The sequence below is a fragment of the Vibrio sp. 661 genome, from assembly GCF_033339315.1.
GTDB lineage: Bacteria > Pseudomonadota > Gammaproteobacteria > Enterobacterales > Vibrionaceae > Vibrio > Vibrio alginolyticus.
In genome coordinates this window covers 1-16,476 of record NZ_JAWOUJ010000013.1, presented here as the reverse complement: position 1 = coordinate 16,476, position 16,476 = coordinate 1, and the positions used below count along the sequence as shown (strand labels likewise).

General features: G+C 43.9%; 15 protein-coding genes and 1 tRNA gene. 11 read left to right on the top strand and 5 right to left on the bottom strand.

Annotation, left to right across the window (positions count from 1 at the left end; translation table 11 throughout):
• Both R7P69_RS18585 and pepA read right to left on the bottom strand, forming a co-directional pair.
• The gene (locus tag R7P69_RS18585) at positions 1-450 is read right to left on the bottom strand and encodes a DNA polymerase III subunit chi (RefSeq protein ID WP_031777270.1); all 450 of its coding nucleotides are present in this window, start codon (positions 448-450) and stop codon (positions 1-3) included.
• 115 nt (positions 451-565) lie between these two features.
• Complete coding sequence (gene pepA / locus R7P69_RS18580) at positions 566-2,074, bottom strand: leucyl aminopeptidase (RefSeq protein ID WP_005381073.1); 1,509 nt, start codon at positions 2,072-2,074, stop codon at positions 566-568.
• A 200-nt stretch (positions 2,075-2,274) separates the two neighbouring features.
• On the opposite strand from pepA, the gene lptF reads away from it, so the two are divergent.
• Both lptF and lptG read left to right on the top strand, forming a co-directional pair.
• Positions 2,275-3,375, top strand: coding sequence for an LPS export ABC transporter permease LptF (lptF, locus tag R7P69_RS18575; RefSeq protein WP_005381072.1), 1,101 nt, complete (start codon positions 2,275-2,277; stop codon positions 3,373-3,375).
• 3 nt (positions 3,376-3,378) lie between these two features.
• Positions 3,379-4,449, top strand: a complete 1,071-nt coding sequence (gene lptG, locus R7P69_RS18570) for an LPS export ABC transporter permease LptG (protein ID WP_005381071.1) — start codon at positions 3,379-3,381, stop codon at positions 4,447-4,449.
• An 87-nt stretch (positions 4,450-4,536) separates the two neighbouring features.
• Here lptG and R7P69_RS18565 read toward each other — a convergent pair whose 3' ends face one another.
• Both R7P69_RS18565 and R7P69_RS18560 read right to left on the bottom strand, forming a co-directional pair.
• Positions 4,537-5,016 (bottom strand): RDD family protein, encoded by a 480-nt coding sequence (locus tag R7P69_RS18565; protein ID WP_086047050.1) that lies wholly within the window; start codon positions 5,014-5,016, stop codon positions 4,537-4,539.
• A gap of 184 nt (positions 5,017-5,200) precedes the next feature.
• Complete coding sequence (locus R7P69_RS18560; protein ID WP_005385537.1) at positions 5,201-6,469, bottom strand: DUF2254 domain-containing protein; 1,269 nt, start codon at positions 6,467-6,469, stop codon at positions 5,201-5,203.
• 227 nt (positions 6,470-6,696) lie between these two features.
• On the opposite strand from R7P69_RS18560, the gene R7P69_RS18555 reads away from it, so the two are divergent.
• Both R7P69_RS18555 and R7P69_RS18550 read left to right on the top strand, forming a co-directional pair.
• The gene (locus R7P69_RS18555; RefSeq protein ID WP_318121646.1) at positions 6,697-7,362 is read left to right on the top strand and encodes an SDR family NAD(P)-dependent oxidoreductase; all 666 of its coding nucleotides are present in this window, start codon (positions 6,697-6,699) and stop codon (positions 7,360-7,362) included.
• A 190-nt stretch (positions 7,363-7,552) separates the two neighbouring features.
• Positions 7,553-7,637: transfer RNA gene (locus tag R7P69_RS18550), tRNA-Leu, on the top strand.
• 247 nt (positions 7,638-7,884) lie between these two features.
• Here the strand turns inward: R7P69_RS18550 and R7P69_RS18545 are convergent.
• Complete coding sequence (locus tag R7P69_RS18545) at positions 7,885-9,168, bottom strand: carbohydrate-binding protein (RefSeq protein ID WP_318121645.1); 1,284 nt, start codon at positions 9,166-9,168, stop codon at positions 7,885-7,887.
• Between the two features lie 247 nt (positions 9,169-9,415).
• Between R7P69_RS18545 and R7P69_RS18540 the strand changes: the two genes are divergently transcribed.
• The 7 genes from R7P69_RS18540 (at position 9,416) to R7P69_RS18510 (ending at position 16,102) form a co-directional block, all read left to right on the top strand.
• Positions 9,416-9,721 carry a PTS sugar transporter subunit IIB gene (locus R7P69_RS18540; RefSeq protein WP_318121644.1) on the top strand — a complete coding sequence of 102 codons (306 nt, stop codon included), beginning with the start codon at positions 9,416-9,418 and terminating at the stop codon, positions 9,719-9,721.
• Between the two features lie 87 nt (positions 9,722-9,808).
• Complete coding sequence (locus tag R7P69_RS18535; protein ID WP_005381064.1) at positions 9,809-11,143, top strand: PTS sugar transporter subunit IIC; 1,335 nt, start codon at positions 9,809-9,811, stop codon at positions 11,141-11,143.
• A gap of 51 nt (positions 11,144-11,194) precedes the next feature.
• Positions 11,195-11,506 carry a PTS lactose/cellobiose transporter subunit IIA gene (locus tag R7P69_RS18530; RefSeq protein WP_031777269.1) on the top strand — a complete coding sequence of 104 codons (312 nt, stop codon included), beginning with the start codon at positions 11,195-11,197 and terminating at the stop codon, positions 11,504-11,506.
• A gap of 12 nt (positions 11,507-11,518) precedes the next feature.
• A complete protein-coding gene (locus R7P69_RS18525) occupies positions 11,519-12,841 on the top strand; it encodes a 6-phospho-beta-glucosidase (protein ID WP_151514325.1) in 1,323 nt (440 codons plus the stop codon).
• A gap of 18 nt (positions 12,842-12,859) precedes the next feature.
• On the top strand, positions 12,860-13,615 hold the full coding sequence (chbG, locus tag R7P69_RS18520; RefSeq protein WP_226084034.1) for a chitin disaccharide deacetylase: 756 nt from the start codon (positions 12,860-12,862) through the stop codon (positions 13,613-13,615).
• A 104-nt stretch (positions 13,616-13,719) separates the two neighbouring features.
• Positions 13,720-14,718: a LacI family DNA-binding transcriptional regulator gene (locus R7P69_RS18515; RefSeq protein WP_226084035.1), complete on the top strand. Its 999-nt coding sequence runs from the start codon at positions 13,720-13,722 to the stop codon at positions 14,716-14,718.
• Between the two features lie 130 nt (positions 14,719-14,848).
• Complete coding sequence (locus R7P69_RS18510; RefSeq protein ID WP_226084036.1) at positions 14,849-16,102, top strand: HD-GYP domain-containing protein; 1,254 nt, start codon at positions 14,849-14,851, stop codon at positions 16,100-16,102.
• Positions 16,103-16,476: the final 374 nt, after the last annotated feature.

The following is a 16,476-nucleotide window of genomic DNA, read 5'->3' as shown; positions in this document are numbered from 1 at the left end:
TTAAGGATATTGAATTTCGATCGTTTGCAGCTGGTAACCTGCTTGACGGTAAATTTTATATCTTTCTCTTGCGAGTTGTTTAGCTTTTTCTTCGCAGGGCACGAAGTCTACCACTTGAGCAAACTTGTTCGCAAAGGTTGTCTCATTTTCCGCCAAATTAATTACCAGCTGACGGTTCCAATTAGGTTTTACACCTTCATGGCCGATTTCAATATTGGTGGCGTATTTCGGTCCCTCGCCTACGAGGTTATGTGCCATGAACTTGTCTGCATCAACTTGCCAAAAGGCTTCAGCGAGCTGCTCGGCGTGTGGTTTGTCTTGGCAGTTTAAATACACTTTAGCGCCTTGGCGAGCAAAGTGCTGAGCCAAAAACACGATGTATTCTTCAAAGCCAGCCACCGTTGCTTGCGGGCTCTCTTCGTTAATGATGTAGAAGGTTGCAGTTTGCATCATTCTCTCACTTGCCTTGGGTCTCTTCCTAAGACCATCTTAAGTCCCACTTTCATTTTAGAAAATTAGGATAATAAAAAAGGGCCTTGCGGCCCTTTTAGATTCTGTTCAGAAATTACTCTTCTGTCTCTTGGCCGCTGCGGTTCAAAAGGAATTGGACAAGCATTGAGACAGGACGGCCCGTTGAGCCTTTCGCTGCGCCTGATTTCCACGCGGTACCTGCGATATCGACGTGTGCCCAGTTATACTTCTTCGCGAACTTAGATAAGAAGCAACCCGCAGTAATTGTGCCACCAGGGCGACCACCAATGTTTGCCATATCCGCAAACGGGCTCTTCAACTGTTCGTGGTACTCGTCTGCCATTGGTAGACGCCATGCACGATCACTCGCTTGCTCAGAAGCGTTTACTAGCTCATGAGAAAGAGGGTTGTGGTTAGAGATTACACCGCTGATATGGTGGCCTAGTGCGATAACACAAGCACCAGTTAGCGTTGCAACGTCAACCACGCAGTCTGGTTCGAAACGCTCTACGTAAGTCAGTGCGTCACAAAGAACAAGACGGCCTTCAGCATCCGTGTTCAGAACTTCTACAGTTTGACCAGACATGGTCGTTAGGATGTCACCTGGACGGTAAGCGTTGCTGCCAGGCATGTTTTCACAGCCCGCTAGAACACCAATAACGTTGATTGGTAGGTTTAGCTTCGCTAGCGCTTTCATTGTACCGAATACCGATGCCGCACCACACATGTCGTACTTCATCTCATCCATACCTTCGCCCGGCTTTAGAGAGATACCGCCTGAGTCGAAGGTTAGACCTTTACCTACGAGCACAATCGGTTTTGCATCTGAGTCAGGGTTACCTTTGTACTCGATGATAGACATCATAGATTCGTTTTTAGAACCACGGCCTACTGCTAGGTAAGAGGTCATACCCAGTTTTTCCATCTCTTGCTCACCAATAATTTTGGTGGTTACGGTTTCGTAATCGTCCGCTAGACGACGAGCTTGAGAAGCAAGGTAAGCTGGATTAGCTACGTTTGGCGGCATGTTGCCAAGGTCTTTTGAGGCTTTGACACCTGATGCGATAGCAAGACCATGAGTGATTGCTTTTTCACCCAAGTTCAATTCACGACGCGTTGGTACGTTGAAAACAAGCTTGCGCAGTGGGCGGCGAGTCTCAGGTTTCACGCTCTTGAATTGATTAAATGTGTATAGACCATCTTTAGTCGCTTCTACAGCCTGGCGCACTTTCCAGTATGTATCACGACCCTTAACATGCAGTTCAGTTAGGAAACATACCGCTTCCATTGAGCCTGTCTCGTTAAGTGTGCTGATCGTCTTTTGAATGATTTCCTTGTACTGGCGCTCGCCAAGTTCACGCTCTTTGCCGCAACCAACAAGTAAAACGCGCTCTGACAAAACACCTGGTACTTGATGCAGTAGCAGCATCTGACCAGGTTTACCCTCTAGATCACCACGGCGAAGTAGTGAACTGATGTAACCGTCACTGATTTTATCAAGTTGTTCGGCTACTGGAGAAAGGCGACGTGGTTCAAACACACCAACAACGATACATGCGCTACGTTGTTTCTCTGGACTGCCACTTTTTACACTGAACTCCATGCGTACTCCTACATCCTGAAGACAAATTGCTCTAAATGTTAGATAATGATCGCTTACTTGTTGAATTTTAGCTCCAGGCTTACATGCAGAGCTGATTAAGCGACTAACATCTAGTTTATAATTTTTAAAAAAATAAATGGTTCAACGGGAAACTATAGTGATTCGACCAAAAAAACAAGTTTTGTATAGGTAATTTCAGCGTGATTATTGTTAGATATTTGATCCGCGAAACACTCAAGAGCCAATTTGCGATTTTTTTCGTACTTTTTTTGGTGTTTGTAAGCCAGAAATTCATAAGTGTTCTTGCTGATGCTTCTGATGGGGATATTCCTGCTGGATTGATTTTCTCGATTGTTGGTTTGAACATGCCAGCAATGGGTCTGTTAATGCTGCCTTTAAGTCTGTATATCGGCATATTGATCACATTTGGTCGTCTGTATGCAGAGAGCGAAATTGTCGTAATGAACGCGACAGGTATTGGTAATAAATTCTTGGTTCAAGCGGCCTTATACCTAGCGTTGATTACTTCAGCGGTGGCGGCTTTCAATGCGTTGTGGCTATCGCCGTGGTCTCAAGACCGCGTTGAGCAGCTTTATGAGCAGGTAGCGTCAGAAAACAGCGTTGACCTACTTAAAAAAGGCCAGTTCCAAGGTACACCAGACGGTTCATCGGTTGTGTTCATCGATGACATTAAAGACAATACCTTGAGCAACGTTTTTGTTGCGCAGATGCGCCCTCGAGATTCGGTGTTACCGAGTGTGATGTTCTCATCTTCTGGTGAAGTAAAAGAGCTTTCGGACGGTCGTCAGATCATCACTATGAAAGAAGGTACGCGTTATGAAGGTGTGCCTACTCGCGTTGAATATATGATCACGAAATTCGATGAATACGAAGGTGTTATCGGCCAACGTGAGGTCAAAAAGAAAGGGCGAGACTGGGAAGCATACCCAACGGTTGACTTGATAGGTCACCCAGATCCAGAGGCGCAAGCGGAGCTACAATGGCGAATTTCGTTATTTGTGTGTATTCCACTCTTAACAATGCTCGTTATTCCTTTGTCTGCGGTGAATCCGCGTCAGGGACGGTTTGCCAAAATGGGGCCTGCGATTCTGATCTATCTAGCGTATTTCTTGGCGATCAGTGCAACCAAATCTGCATTAGAAGATGGTGACATCCCGGCTGCTATTGGTATGTGGCCAATCAATGCGATGTTGCTGATTGTTGCTATCATGGCGAATATGATGGACAGCGTTGCTGCTAGACGAATAAAAGACAAATTCCGCAAGAAGAGGCTCGCGTAAGCTGTGTTCAAAATCTTAGACCTTTACATCGGTAGAACCATCATCTCTACCACTGCCTTGGTTTTAGCGACGTTTGTTGGCTTATCGGGCATCATCAAATATGTAGAACAGCTACGTAAAGTAGGGCGAGGTGTGTACGACCTCACTCATGCGTTGTACTTTGTGTTACTCAGTGTGCCGCGTGATATCGAAATGTTCTTTCCAATGGCGGCATTACTCGGTGCCCTGATCGGCTTAGGTATGTTGGCTTCAAGCTCTGAGCTGGTGGTGATGCAAGCTGCTGGTTTCTCTAAGCTGGATATCGGGTTATCGGTACTAAAAACGGCCGTCCCGCTCATGATTGTCGTTATGGCGTTAGGTCAATGGGGCGCTCCTGAGGCCCAGAAGATGGCCCGTGACTTACGTGCGTTTGCGATATCAGGTGGTAGCATTGTGTCTGTGCGCTCAGGTGTGTGGGCTCGTGACGCAAACGACTTTATCTTTATCGGTAAAGTCGAAGACGACAAGCTTTATGCTTTAAATATGTGGCGTTTTGATGATGATAAGAATCTACAAAAAGTTATTTTCGCCGAAGAAGTCGACTACCAACAAGATAACAACTGGCTGATGCGCTACGTACAAATAACGGACATGGAAAATGAAAACGTAATTTCAAAGCAAGACATCGAACAGATGGAGTGGCACACCTCTTTGGCACCAGATAAGCTAGCTGTGGTGACCGTGAAGCCAGAAGAACTGTCACTGAGCGGTTTGTATGATTATGTGACTTACCTGAAAGCATCGGAACAAGATGCATCTCGCTATGAGTTGGCGTTTTGGCGTAAGTTGACTCAGCCGCTTTCAATTGCTGTGATGATGTTAATGGCGCTATCTTTTGTTTTCGGTCCACTCAGAAGCGTGACCATGGGGGCAAGGGTATTGTCGGGCGTGGTTGCCGGGTTTACTTTTTACATATCCAGTGAGTTCTTTGGTCCATTAAGCTTGGTGTATGGCATATCCCCAGTGTTTGGTGCTTTGGCCCCGAGTTTGGTGTTCTTAGCTATTGCGATTGCACTGCTACGAAGAAAGCTATAACTGAAGCATCATCGAATAAACCAAGTTTTACCGAACCAAATGTAAAAGGAAGGCATTACGCCTTCCTTTTTTGTGTTCCTAGACAAGTTAATTTGCCTTAGGTAATACAACAACCTCTGTTTTGGCCCAAATGTCGTGGAAACCACGTTTCTTCGGATCAATCGGTACAGTCAGATTTGCCAAGCCAAAGCCAGATGTCGAAATACGAATCAGAGCTTGAGTTACCGTAATTGGTGCTCCGTCTTTGGCATTGCGAACTCGAAGCTTCCAAGCGCGCATCCCAAGAGTTTGTCCTGCTCGCGTCCAGAAGAACACAAAGAAATATATCCACACACCCGCAAGATAAAGTGTAAATAGAGGGCTCAATACAGGGTGCTTTCCGAGCATATCTGCGGCATCTGCGTACTCGCCATAGCTCAACAATCCTGCTGCATTTAGTGCAAACAAAACGGCCATAACAATACCAGCGGCCATCATTTCAATTGCGATAATAATTAATGTGTCGTAAATCAACGCTGCAAGTCGACGAAAGAGACCAGCAGGTGGAAGAGTTGTAGACGTTGTCATTATTCCATCACTTACCTTAAAAATTGTGCGTCAGAATATAGATTCCCTCACCAAGAGAAAAGAGACCTAACGCACAGAGTCTTTAATTGTGTATAAACGAAGTGACTTTTCAGCCCTACGTTATCAGCACATGTCATGATACACGAGGCCGTGCAGCAATATGTTTCAACTGAATTCGACTCTCTTAACCATTGGCTTTTTGGTCTGTGACCAGATTAGATAGCTGAGAGAGTTGGTGTTTCTCATCTTCGGTATAATGTTGGCTTAATGAAAGCTCTAAAGCTTTTTCTGACAGCTTGATTGCTGGTGACAAAAATAACTTAGGGTGCATACTAGAGAGAGCTAGCAAGGCCTTTTGTAGGCGAATCTGTATTTGGAGTTGCGCTGCACCATCGTGTGCTATCGGCAAAAAGACATCATCAAACAAATCCTGGCAGCTCAATGCGGGCACAAATAGTCTAGGATATCGAGTTTTGGTAGGCGGCTCACTGAGTAGGTCTCCCCATAATGAAAGTGCTCGTACAGAACGCCCAAGAACGTCAATCGCGGTGCCATTATCATTTACAGCCGGAGATAGTGCTCGTGAGGCGATTTCCGCCATAACGACTAAACCAAAGCGAGGGTCCTGATCATATGAACGCTCCGTTCGAATCGTGAAGGCTGCCGTTACTTCGCTTTCGTCTGGCAATTCTCCACAAACCCAAGCCAATGGTTGACCTACGTACACAAAACTTCCCGGTTGTCGCTCAAGGTAGATGGTGCATTGGTTTGCTTCAGCAATACTATCGAGGTGATGCATATCAACATGCTGTAAGTAGCCAATTTCTTGGCTCAAAATAGGTTTACTTCCTCTGGGCTTATGCTCTGGGTGGCTCCATGGGTGAGCACCTAGCCAGCGCTCTTTGCCCCGTTTTCTTATCGCATCTAACAAGGCTTGCTCTACGTATGAAGTGGTTTCACTGACCCTTCCTAGTACGGAAAGGTGCTGAATCCAACGTAGCAGAGTGAGTATGATCATCACGATTACGGCGATAGTCACGATGAATAGATAAATTTGTGCTTGTTGATGATAGGCCCCAATACCTAGCGCGATAATTCCTACCAAACTAAATAGAAAAGAGCCAAGAAAGGTTGCTAAGGCATTTTGTGTTGTGCTGTCTTCCATCAACAGTTTTGTCGCTCGCGGCGTTACCCCTGCACTAGCGGCACTGTACGCTGAGACCATAATATTGAGAGAGAATGTAGTCACTGCAAGCATGGAGGTTGCGAGGATATTTAATATGTTGTTCAACAAATCCTTGCTGACGTTGATGGCTGGGGGCAAAGTAATGAACTGGTTTAAAACAATCGACATTAAGGCGGTAGCAACAGCTAGTAATGCGTAGAGTGACGTCCGGACCCACAGTTTTCGTGTCATCTGTTTCAGTAACCACTGCCATTTTGACCCAGTCATTCTTTGCTCCTATTCAGTTCTCACTAGAAAGTCGATAGAAAATTCAGAAAGTTATTCTTGCTTAAGCATAGGTTAAATGCCCGTCGTTCTGCTTGATATTTCATGCATCACGAAAGTAAGAAAGCTGCTTGCTTCAAAGAATGGTGCTCTTGAGGTGTGAATTACCACGATTCTGTTACCTTAATTGATAGATGAATTAAAAGTATGTGATTGAAAAGAGGTAGCGCATGATTGTAATTACAGGTGCAAGTAGCGGCTTAGGGGCGGAACTAGCAAAGCGTTATGATGCGGAAGGCAAAGAGACGTATGTAATAGGAAGAAATACAGAAAAACTATCCGCACTAGCAAAACAACTCTCTCATAACGTTGGTTATCAAGCTTGCAACCTCTCATTGCACCAAAATGTGAAACAGCTCTTTGATGGGGTGAAACAGTCCCCTGAAATGGTCATTCATAGTGCGGGAAGTGGTTATTTTGGCTTACTGGAAGAGCAGGAGCCGGAAGAGATTCAAAAGTTGATTGATAACAACCTGAATTCTGCGATTCATGTGCTAAGAGAGTTAGTAAAGCGTTACAAAGATCATCCAATAAAAGTGGTCATGATCATGTCCACAGCCGCGCAACAACCTAAAGCGCAAGAGTCTACGTATTGTGCAGTGAAATGGGCCATCAAAGGATTAATTGAGTCGGTTCGTTTGGAGCTAAAAGGAAAACCTATGAAAATCATCGCGGTTTATCCTGGTGGAATGGATACGGAATTCTGGAAAACAAGCGGCAATACGATGGACACGAGTCACTTCATGCAAGCAGAAGATGCCGCAGAGATGCTACATAATGCGTTGTCGAGCATTGGGAGTGGTTATGTTTCTGATATTACAGTGAATAGAACTTAAAAAGAGTTTCGTATACTCATTTTCATCTGGAAGAGTAGTAGAAAATGGAGCGTACGTTTCTTATGAGTACAGCTTTGTCACACTTTGTGGCGAAATTATCAGCAAACGATAGTTATTTAAGGTATTTCTGCTTGCGCAGGTCAAAAGCTTACGTATAATGCCAACCATCAAAGGGCAATAGCCCAAAGATGCCGGTGTGGTGAAATTGGTATACACGACGGATTCAAAATCCGTTGCCTTCGGGCGTGGCGGTTCAAGTCCGCCCACCGGTACCATACATAGAAAGGTCGCTTTTATAGCGGCCTTTCGTCGTTTTAGGTGCTCGTAAATATCAAAAGGAAGTTAGCGTTGCCTTCGCGGTGGCGGCAGGAATGCCAGTCCAATCAACTCCGTCCACCGGTACCATATTTTAAGACAGAGCCTCGATGAAAGTCGGGGCTTTGTTGTATCTGGATCTTCAAAACAAAAAAGCGCGAGGGGTATGCCTCGCGCAAACTACTACATGGTGATAGTAGGAACAGCCTATAGAGCTGTGAACAAGGTATTTTGAGTGTTCGGAGTCCAGTCTGCTTGGGACACGTGCGGTACATCAACTAGATAACGCAAACCTTGATAAGTCACCACATCACCTTGTTTATAGGAAACATTCTGAGTCCAGTTAGTGGCTGGGTCTGCATTTGTCCAAAGGCTAGAGGTTGGAGACGGTGCCCAATCTTGTTGTGCAGTATGGTTTGTTACAGCCTGGTATACAGTACCTAGGTGTAAGACGTAATCGCCAGCGTCGTAGTTATGACCAACTTGCCAGTTCGGTGTGTAGTTATCCATTGTGTCGAAGTCATAACCCGCTTGTTTTGCTAACTGTATAAACTTAGCGAGCTTAGGTAGGTTTTGCGTTGCACCCATGCCACGCTTACCATCTTCAAATAGGAACTCGTGAGTTAATACGATAACTTTATCGGCGTGTAAAGGTGTACCACATGGGAACTCTTGAGCTTTGGAGTTGAGCGGCTTAATCGTTGTTGGTGCACAAGTGTTTAACGCGGAATCCACATATCCAAGAAATGCTTCTGCTTCTGTAAGGCTGTTTGCTGGCATTTCAATGCCCCAATTTTCGGGTGCCCAGTCCACATCCCAACCGTGAGTTTGATAGCCGTTATTCGCTAGGATATTTTGAACCTCGATAGCTGCTTTTACACTGTTGGATGGGTTGGATGTATCGCATACATATCCTGGTTCCCAAGGTTTAAGGTTATCAGACGTGGCGCATAACCCATCTGCTTTGAAGTCTTTCGTCACGCGCCAACCGTTGGTGTAGGGCAGTCTAGCAAACTCTGTTGCCTTGTAGTTCGGGTAGCTTGTAATGTTCGGCAAATACTTTGCTAACACAGATAAGTTTTCCGTAAACATTGAGGCATCGTAAACAGGGTCTTGATACGAGTTAAGCTGGTGGTCCCCGGTCGCATTACACTCCGCAGCACTGTTCGGTCCAAATTCATCCACGCAGTTGTGCACCATGTGATCGTAACTGTGGTTCGCAACAATATGACCAGTGTCTAATGCGAGCTTTAAGGCTTCTAGGGAACGGTCTTCATTCTCATCACCAATTCCATCTAAATGCCAAGCATTAAAGTAAAACGTCGCTTTGATATCTTCCTGGTTAAGTACTTGAATAACGTCAATAGATGCATTGATTGGTCCATCATCAAACGTTAGATAAATGGTGCCTTTAGTGTCGGTTTGAGCAAATGAGTGTTGTGATAGTGCGGCACTTACAAGCGTTGCAATAGCCAATTTATTAAATTTCATTCTCTATTCCTTTTAAGAAATTAATAACGACGTTGTCAGTAGTAAAATATTGATAATTTGAAACTTAATGTGATGTCTTAAATTATTTTATGACTTTTATCCTAGACCTAAATAATTACAAAAAAATAGGTGGTATTTTCTAAATTGGGATTGTGTTCACGAATAATGCAACCGGTTGCGCTTTTTTGTCTTGGTTATTTTTGCTACAGTTTTTACAGGTTGAAATTTACACAACGGGAGTAAGGTTATGAAAAAGATCCTTTTATGCTGTAGCGCAGGGATGTCAACCAGTATGCTTGTTAAGAAAATGGAGCAAGCTGCTGAAAATAAAGGAATTGAGTGCAAAATTGATGCAATGTCAGTGAATGCGTTTGAAGATGTAATTAAAGAGTACGATGTTTGTCTTCTCGGGCCTCAAATACGTTTTCAGCTAGAAGAGCTAAGAAAAACGGCGCAAGAGCATGGTAAAAACATTGATGCTATTTCTCCTCAGCATTATGGAATGATGAAGGGAGAAGAAGTACTAGAGCAAGCATTAGAATTAATTAACTAAACTATAGTTTTAAATTAAAAAGATAACTGTACATCAAATATAAATATTTGATGCGGGATTCTTTTGCCTAAAATAAGGATGGATTCTATGAAGCTTTATGACGCAATTATAGGCGCAGTCGAAAAGCATATAGCCCCTATAGCAGCTAAAGTGGGGAATCAGCCCCATGTTCGCGCAATGAGAGACGGTTTTATTGTCGCAATGCCGTTTATTATTGTCGGTAGTTTCATTTTGATTTTTGCATTCCCCCCATTTGCCGAAGATACAACCTTTACTTTTGGTCGAATTTGGCTCGATTTCGCCACTACACATTTTGATACCATAATGATGCCCTACAACATGTCGATGGGGATCATGACCATTTTTGTTTCGCTGGGCGTTGCTTATAGTTTAGCGAAGGCTTACAAGATGGATGGGATCACGAGTGCTGTATTGTCACTAATGTCTTTTTTACTCATTGCGGCCCCAGCTAAAGATGGCGCGTTGTCTATGTCTCACATGGGCGGAACCGGGATCTTCACCGCAGTGATGTGTGCATTTTTCTCGGTGGAGCTCTACCGTTTTATGAAAAAGCACAATATTACGATTCGCATGCCAGAGCAGGTGCCACCGGCGATTGCGCGATCATTTGAAGTATTGCTACCAGTCTTAGCGATATTCATTACCTTATATCCACTTAGCCTTTTCGTACAAACCCAGTACGACATGCTGATTCCAGATGCTGTTATGGCTATCTTTAAACCGCTAATTAGTGCGTCTAACTCATTGCCTGCCATTATTGGCGCTTTATTGCTTTGCCAGCTGCTTTGGTTTGCGGGTATTCATGGTGCTGCAATTGTTGTTGGACTGCTTTCTCCAATCTTTTTGACCAACATTGGTGCCAACATTGAAGCCTTTGTTGCAGGTGAACCGATTCCAAATGTATTTACTCAACCGTTCTGGGATTTTTACATCTTTATTGGCGGCTCTGGTGCAACACTTGCTCTTGTTATGCTGATGTCGTTTAGCCGTTCTGTTCACCTTAAGAGCATTGGTCGAATGAGTGCGGTGCCTGGCTTTTTCCAAATCAACGAACCAGTGATCTTCGGTAGCCCAGTTGTGATGAACCCGACCTTGTTTATCCCGTTCGTCTTCGCTCCAGTCATCAACGCTACGATTGCGTATTTTGCTGTGCATGTCGGCTTTGTGGGTATGGGTGTCGCTACAACACCTTGGACAACACCGGCACTGATAGGTGCTTCGTGGGGTAGCGGTTGGACCTTTGCGCCAGTATTGCTCGTCATTGGTTTATTAATTCTTGATCTAATCATTTACTTCCCATTCTTCAAAATGTTTGAGAAGCAAATGTTGGAGCAAGAACTACCAACGACGAAGGAAACTAAAGGTGACACGCAGCCGTCAGGCGAAGGCGTTACTGCTTAACTGTGCTTAATGGGCCGCAATTACCGCGGCCCGATTTTCGGAGAGAAAATGATGGAACAAGAATTGGTTGTAATGGAGATCATTTGCAATGCTGGTGAAGCCAGAAGTTTAAGCTACGAGGCATTGCGTTTATCTCGAGAACAAGATTTTGAAGCGGCTGATGAGAAGCTCTCTCAAGCAAGAGAGTGCATTAATAAAGCCCACTTAATACAGACTCAGCTTATTGAAGAAGATCAGGGAGAAGGGAAAGTCCCGATGACGTTAGTGATGGTGCATGCTCAAGATCACCTAATGACTACGATTTTGGCTCAAGAGATGGCTGTAGAAATCGTCGCACTGAACAAAAAAATCTCGAACAAATAAAGGGGGATGAAAATGTCTAGAGAGGCGATCAAACTTGCCATTATTGGCGGTGGTAGTAGCTATACCCCGGAATTGGTTGAAGGGGTTATTAAGCGCTTAGAATATTTACCCGTTAAGAAAATCCATTTTGTGGACATTGAGTCAGGAGCTGAGAAGCTTGAGATCATCAAAGGATTGGCTCAGCGAATGGTCGATAAAGCCGGCGCAAAAATTGAGATAAAAGCCGGTTTCGATCGCCGTGCTGCGATAAAAGATGCGGATTTTGTGATGACGCAGTTTCGTGTTGGTGGCCTTGCTGCACGCGCTAACGATGAGCGAATCCCAATCAAGTACGACGTCATCGGCCAAGAAACAACGGGCCCTGGTGGTTTTGCTAAAGCTCTGCGAACCATTCCGGTCATTCTTGATATCTGTAAAGACATTGAAGAGTTGGCTCCAAACGCATGGATGCTCAATTTCACCAACCCAGCGGGTTTAGTTTCCGAAGCGGTCAGTAAGTACACCAAAGTAAAGAGTATTGGTTTATGCAATGTGCCCGTTTCAATGGAAATGATGATTGCAGAAATGATGGAGTGCGAGCCAAAAGAGCTACAACTTGAGTTTGCTGGGTTAAACCATCTCGTGTGGGTACACAAAGCATGGCTCAATGGGGAAGATATTACTCAAACGGTATTAGAGAAAGTCGGTGATGGTGCCAACTTCAGTATGAAGAATATCTGGGAAGAGCCGTGGGATCCTGCATTTCTAAAAGCACTGGGGGCGATACCATGTCCTTATCATCGCTACTTCTACCAAACTGATGCCATGCTTGCTGAAGAGAAACAAAGTGCCGATGAAAAAGGCACTCGTGCTGAGCAGGTAATGGAAACAGAAAATGCGCTATTTAAGCTCTATCAAGATCCTACCCTCGATCATAAGCCGAAAGAGTTAGAGGAGCGGGGTGGTGCTTATTATTCTGATGCATCACTGAACCTAGTTGATTCAATTTATAACAATCGTAATAGTATTCATGTTGTTAACGTTTTAAATAATGGAGCGATCAACGGCCTACCTGACGATGCTGTGATTGAATGTAGTGCGGTGATTGGTAGCTGGGGGGCGAAACCTCTTGCGGTTGGCGAGTTGTCAAACAATATCAAAGGATTACTCTATCAAGTTAAAGCGTATGAGCAGCTAACAATAGAAGCTGCTGTCGAAGGTAATTATGACAAGGCGCTTATGGCATTAACCAATAACCCATTGGTGCCTGACATTGGCCGCGCCAAGTCAATCCTGGATGATATCCTAGCGGTGAACGCTCCGTATTTACCTCAATTTAAACTAACGACGTTGTAGTACTAAGGAAGGACGCCAATGAAAGTCATTTTTAATGCTGATGATTTTGGTTTAACGAGAGGTGTAAATAGCGGCATCGTTAAAGCTCACCAGCAAGGTGTGGTTCATTCAACCACCATGATGGTGGGTATGGATGCTGAGCAACATGCCTTAGAACTAGCTCGCCATAATCCAGACTTGAAAATTGGCGTTCATCTTAGGTTTACAGCAGGTGTGCCTATAACGAAGCATCCTAACTTGACCAACGGCCGAACGCACTTTATCAATTATGACGAACTTTGGAGTAAGCAGGACTTCGAAACTCAGGTCGTTTATGATGAAGCAAAAGCTCAGGTGGAACATTTTCTATCGCTTGGGTTAGAGCTAAGCCACTTAGATAGCCATCATCACGCGCATACTCACCCTCAAATTTTGCCCGTTATTAAAGAAGTAGCGAATGAATACCGAGTGCCACTGCGGGGCAGTGGCTTGTGTCAAGAATCGATGACAATCAGGTATATCTTTACTGATGAGTTTTATGATCAAAAAGTGAGCTTGGATGGCTTAATGGCACATCTATTGAGCTTAAAAGCTGACTATGACTTGGTTGAGGTGATGTGCCACCCGGCAGAGGCCGATCAGGCGCTTATCTTAAAGAGTGGCTATGCGCTTCAGCGAGAGCTAGAGTTACAAGTTCTTACCTCTCCCATTTTAAAAGAACAGTTAGCTCATCATGGTATAACTGTTACGGATTACTCTGAGCTTGTTTCTACCAATCAAATGGTCGGTGTATGATTAAAGGCTGCCAGCTTCGCCCCCTATAGCACCTTACGAATTGCTGGCAGCCGTTCTACACAAACGAATATTTAATAACAATTGCAGTTGGACCCAATAGCATTATGGCAAGGATTAAAGATGTAGCCGAACTCGCCGGTGTAAATCGCTCTACCGTTTCTCGAATTATTAATGGAGAGGGGAAATTTCGCGAGGAAACTCGAAAAAAAGTAGAGCAAGCTATGGCGCAATTGAATTATCGTCCTAGTGCAATTGCTCGTTCACTCGCAACCTCATCCAGTAATATGGTTGGGTTATTGGTGACTTACTATACGGGGGGCTTCTTTGGCGAGATGATGGAGCAGGTTCAGACCGAGCTGGATATTCATAAGAAGTTTTTGATTACAGCTCAAGGCCATCATTCTGCACAAGGTGAAAAAGAGGCAATTCAGCGTTTTAATGATTTACGTTGTGACGGCTATGTACTTCATAGTCGTTATTTGTCAGATGATGACTTACGTGAATTAGCTAAACAGCCAACACCTTTCGTTCTTCTGGATCGCTACGTGGAAGGAATAGAAGAGCGTTGTGTTACCTTTAACCATCATCATGCAAGCCGTATTGCCGTTGAGCACCTTTTAGCTGGTGGTCATCGAAAGATTGCTTGTATTGCCGGTCCATCCCAACGTCATAACAGTGTATTGAGAAAGCTTGGGTATATTGATGCAATGAAGGATGCTGGTATAGATATTGATGAAAGCTGGTGTGAAGAAGGGAATTATGGTCGGCAAAGTGGTTATGATGCAATGGCTGCAATTTTACAACGACACCCTGATGTGACGGCTGTCTTTTCGTGCAGTGAAGAAATGACGGTTGGCGCAATGCAGTACTTACACGAGCACAGTATTTCTGTACCAGAGCAAATCTCATTAACTAGCTTTGACAGTGTTGATCTTTGTGAAAGTCTTTACCCTACAGTATCAGCAGTGCACTTTCCTATCAGTGACATGGCCCGTGTAGCGGTACAAGCGTTAATGGGGCTAGTCAAAGATCAAGAAGTAATAGACAAGCCAGTGTTCGAGGCCAAGCTTAAAATACGCAAAGCAGATCGCTCCTTAAAGTAGCTTACTTCTATCTAATTAAGTGAGTCGCTTAGAAATAACGGTTTGATGTTTTGATAGTTACTGATGAATTTATTCACAAAATTTACTAGTATTCTAACTCTCTTAAGAAATATAAATCAGTAGTGAATAAGTGGCAGCCATTAAACTAACGGTCGATCGTATTCAACCCGGATTACATATCCGTCTTCCGCTAAAGTGGAACGATCACCCCTTTCTACTCAATAGCTTTAAGATTAAAGACCAAGAGCAAGTCGAGATGATCCGCCACCTCGGCGTAAAGTTCGTTTACTTTAATCCAGAGCAAAGCGATGCCGTTCCACTCCCTGTTGATCAAAGACAAGCTGACAGAATAACAAATGAAGCGTCGTTAGATCATGAAACTCAAAAAATGTGGCAAGAAAAACAGAACCGCATAGAAAAGTTAAGTGCATACCGTCGACGCGTGATTCAGTGTGAAAAAGAGTTTGAGCGCTCTCTGGCACGTATGCGTTCAGTCATGACTAAAATCCGTAACCGTCCGACAGCAGCAGTTGATGAAGCAAAGCTTCTTATTGAAGATATCGTCGAGAAGTTAATGTGCGATGATAATGTTACGTTACATCTGATGAACGGAAAAAATGAGTTTGAAGATATTTATTTCCACTCATTGAACGTGGCTGTTATCTCGATGATGATTGGCCGTGCTAAAGGGTACTCAGCAGCACAGTTGAAAGAGCTTTCCTTCTCCGCACTATTCCATGATATCGGGAAAATAAAAATCCCGACTGCAATATTAAGAAAGCAACTACCTCTAACAGAGCCAGAAACCAACTACTTAAAGTTGCACACTAAATATGGCGTCGATCTTGCGAGTCAAATCGAGGCTTTTCCCGAAGTCGCGAGAATTGTGATCGCGCAGCACCATGAGCTAAGAGATGGGTCTGGTTATCCTAAAGGCCTGAAAGGAGATGAGATCAACGAGTTTGCTCAAATTATTGCTGTAGCCAATGCGTTTGATAACTTGTGTCATACACCGATAGTCTCAGATCAAAAGATTCCTTATACCGCACTCTCTCATTTATATAAGAACTGTAAACACCTATATAAAGAAGAGAACCTGAACATCCTAATTAAGTTTATGGGCGTGTTTCCTCCGGGTACCGTAGTTCAGCTTTCTAATAATATGGTCGGCCTGGTTATCTCAGTGAATGCATCGCATCTATTATTCCCGAATGTTTTGGTTTACGATCCATCAGTACCAAGGACGCAAGCGCCAATCATTGATCTTGCCTCAAAAGATATAAAGATAGTTAACGCGATTCATCCGTCAAAATTACCGGATAAAGTAAAAGAGTATCTAAATCCGCGTTCGCGTATTTCTTATTTCTTTGATAGTGATGAGTAGTTATCCACAGCTTTTTGTGGGTAAATTGTATAAATCCTGAGTGTTATTTCTGGGTAATTTTAGGGTTGGATGGAAAGTATCCATTTGGCATGTTTTTTTAGAAAAAATGCATTTTTAGTATTGCCAAAGAAAATCTTCTCCCTATAATGCGCATCCATCGACACGGCAGACGTCACAAGGCTTCAGCAGGGTCGAAGAGGTAAAAAGCTTCTACAAAAAATTAGTTTAAAAAAGTGTTTGACACTAACGACTAAATCGCTAGAATGCACCTCCGCTTTGAGAGAAAAACTTCTCGCAAAGCAAGCTCTTTAACAATATAGACCTATCAATCTGTGTGGGCACTCGTTGATGATAATCCAAATAGTTTCTTCGGA

Excerpts from the sequence above, each read along its gene's own strand:
- R7P69_RS18555 (WP_318121646.1), top strand. The coding sequence starts at position 6,697 with ATGATTGTAATTACAGGTGCAAGTAGCGGCTTAGGGGCGGAACTAGCA.
- pepA (WP_005381073.1), bottom strand. The coding sequence starts at position 2,074 with ATGGAGTTCAGTGTAAAAAGTGGCAGTCCAGAGAAACAACGTAGCGCA.
- R7P69_RS18540 (WP_318121644.1), top strand. The coding sequence starts at position 9,416 with ATGAAAAAGATCCTTTTATGCTGTAGCGCAGGGATGTCAACCAGTATG.
- R7P69_RS18560 (WP_005385537.1), bottom strand. The coding sequence starts at position 6,469 with ATGACTGGGTCAAAATGGCAGTGGTTACTGAAACAGATGACACGAAAA.
- R7P69_RS18545 (WP_318121645.1), bottom strand. The coding sequence starts at position 9,168 with ATGAAATTTAATAAATTGGCTATTGCAACGCTTGTAAGTGCCGCACTA.
- R7P69_RS18535 (WP_005381064.1), top strand. The coding sequence starts at position 9,809 with ATGAAGCTTTATGACGCAATTATAGGCGCAGTCGAAAAGCATATAGCC.
- R7P69_RS18530 (WP_031777269.1), top strand. The coding sequence starts at position 11,195 with ATGGAACAAGAATTGGTTGTAATGGAGATCATTTGCAATGCTGGTGAA.
- R7P69_RS18525 (WP_151514325.1), top strand. The coding sequence starts at position 11,519 with ATGTCTAGAGAGGCGATCAAACTTGCCATTATTGGCGGTGGTAGTAGC.
- R7P69_RS18515 (WP_226084035.1), top strand. The coding sequence starts at position 13,720 with ATGGCAAGGATTAAAGATGTAGCCGAACTCGCCGGTGTAAATCGCTCT.
- R7P69_RS18565 (WP_086047050.1), bottom strand. The coding sequence starts at position 5,016 with ATGACAACGTCTACAACTCTTCCACCTGCTGGTCTCTTTCGTCGACTT.
- R7P69_RS18585 (WP_031777270.1), bottom strand. The coding sequence starts at position 450 with ATGCAAACTGCAACCTTCTACATCATTAACGAAGAGAGCCCGCAAGCA.
- chbG (WP_226084034.1), top strand. The coding sequence starts at position 12,860 with ATGAAAGTCATTTTTAATGCTGATGATTTTGGTTTAACGAGAGGTGTA.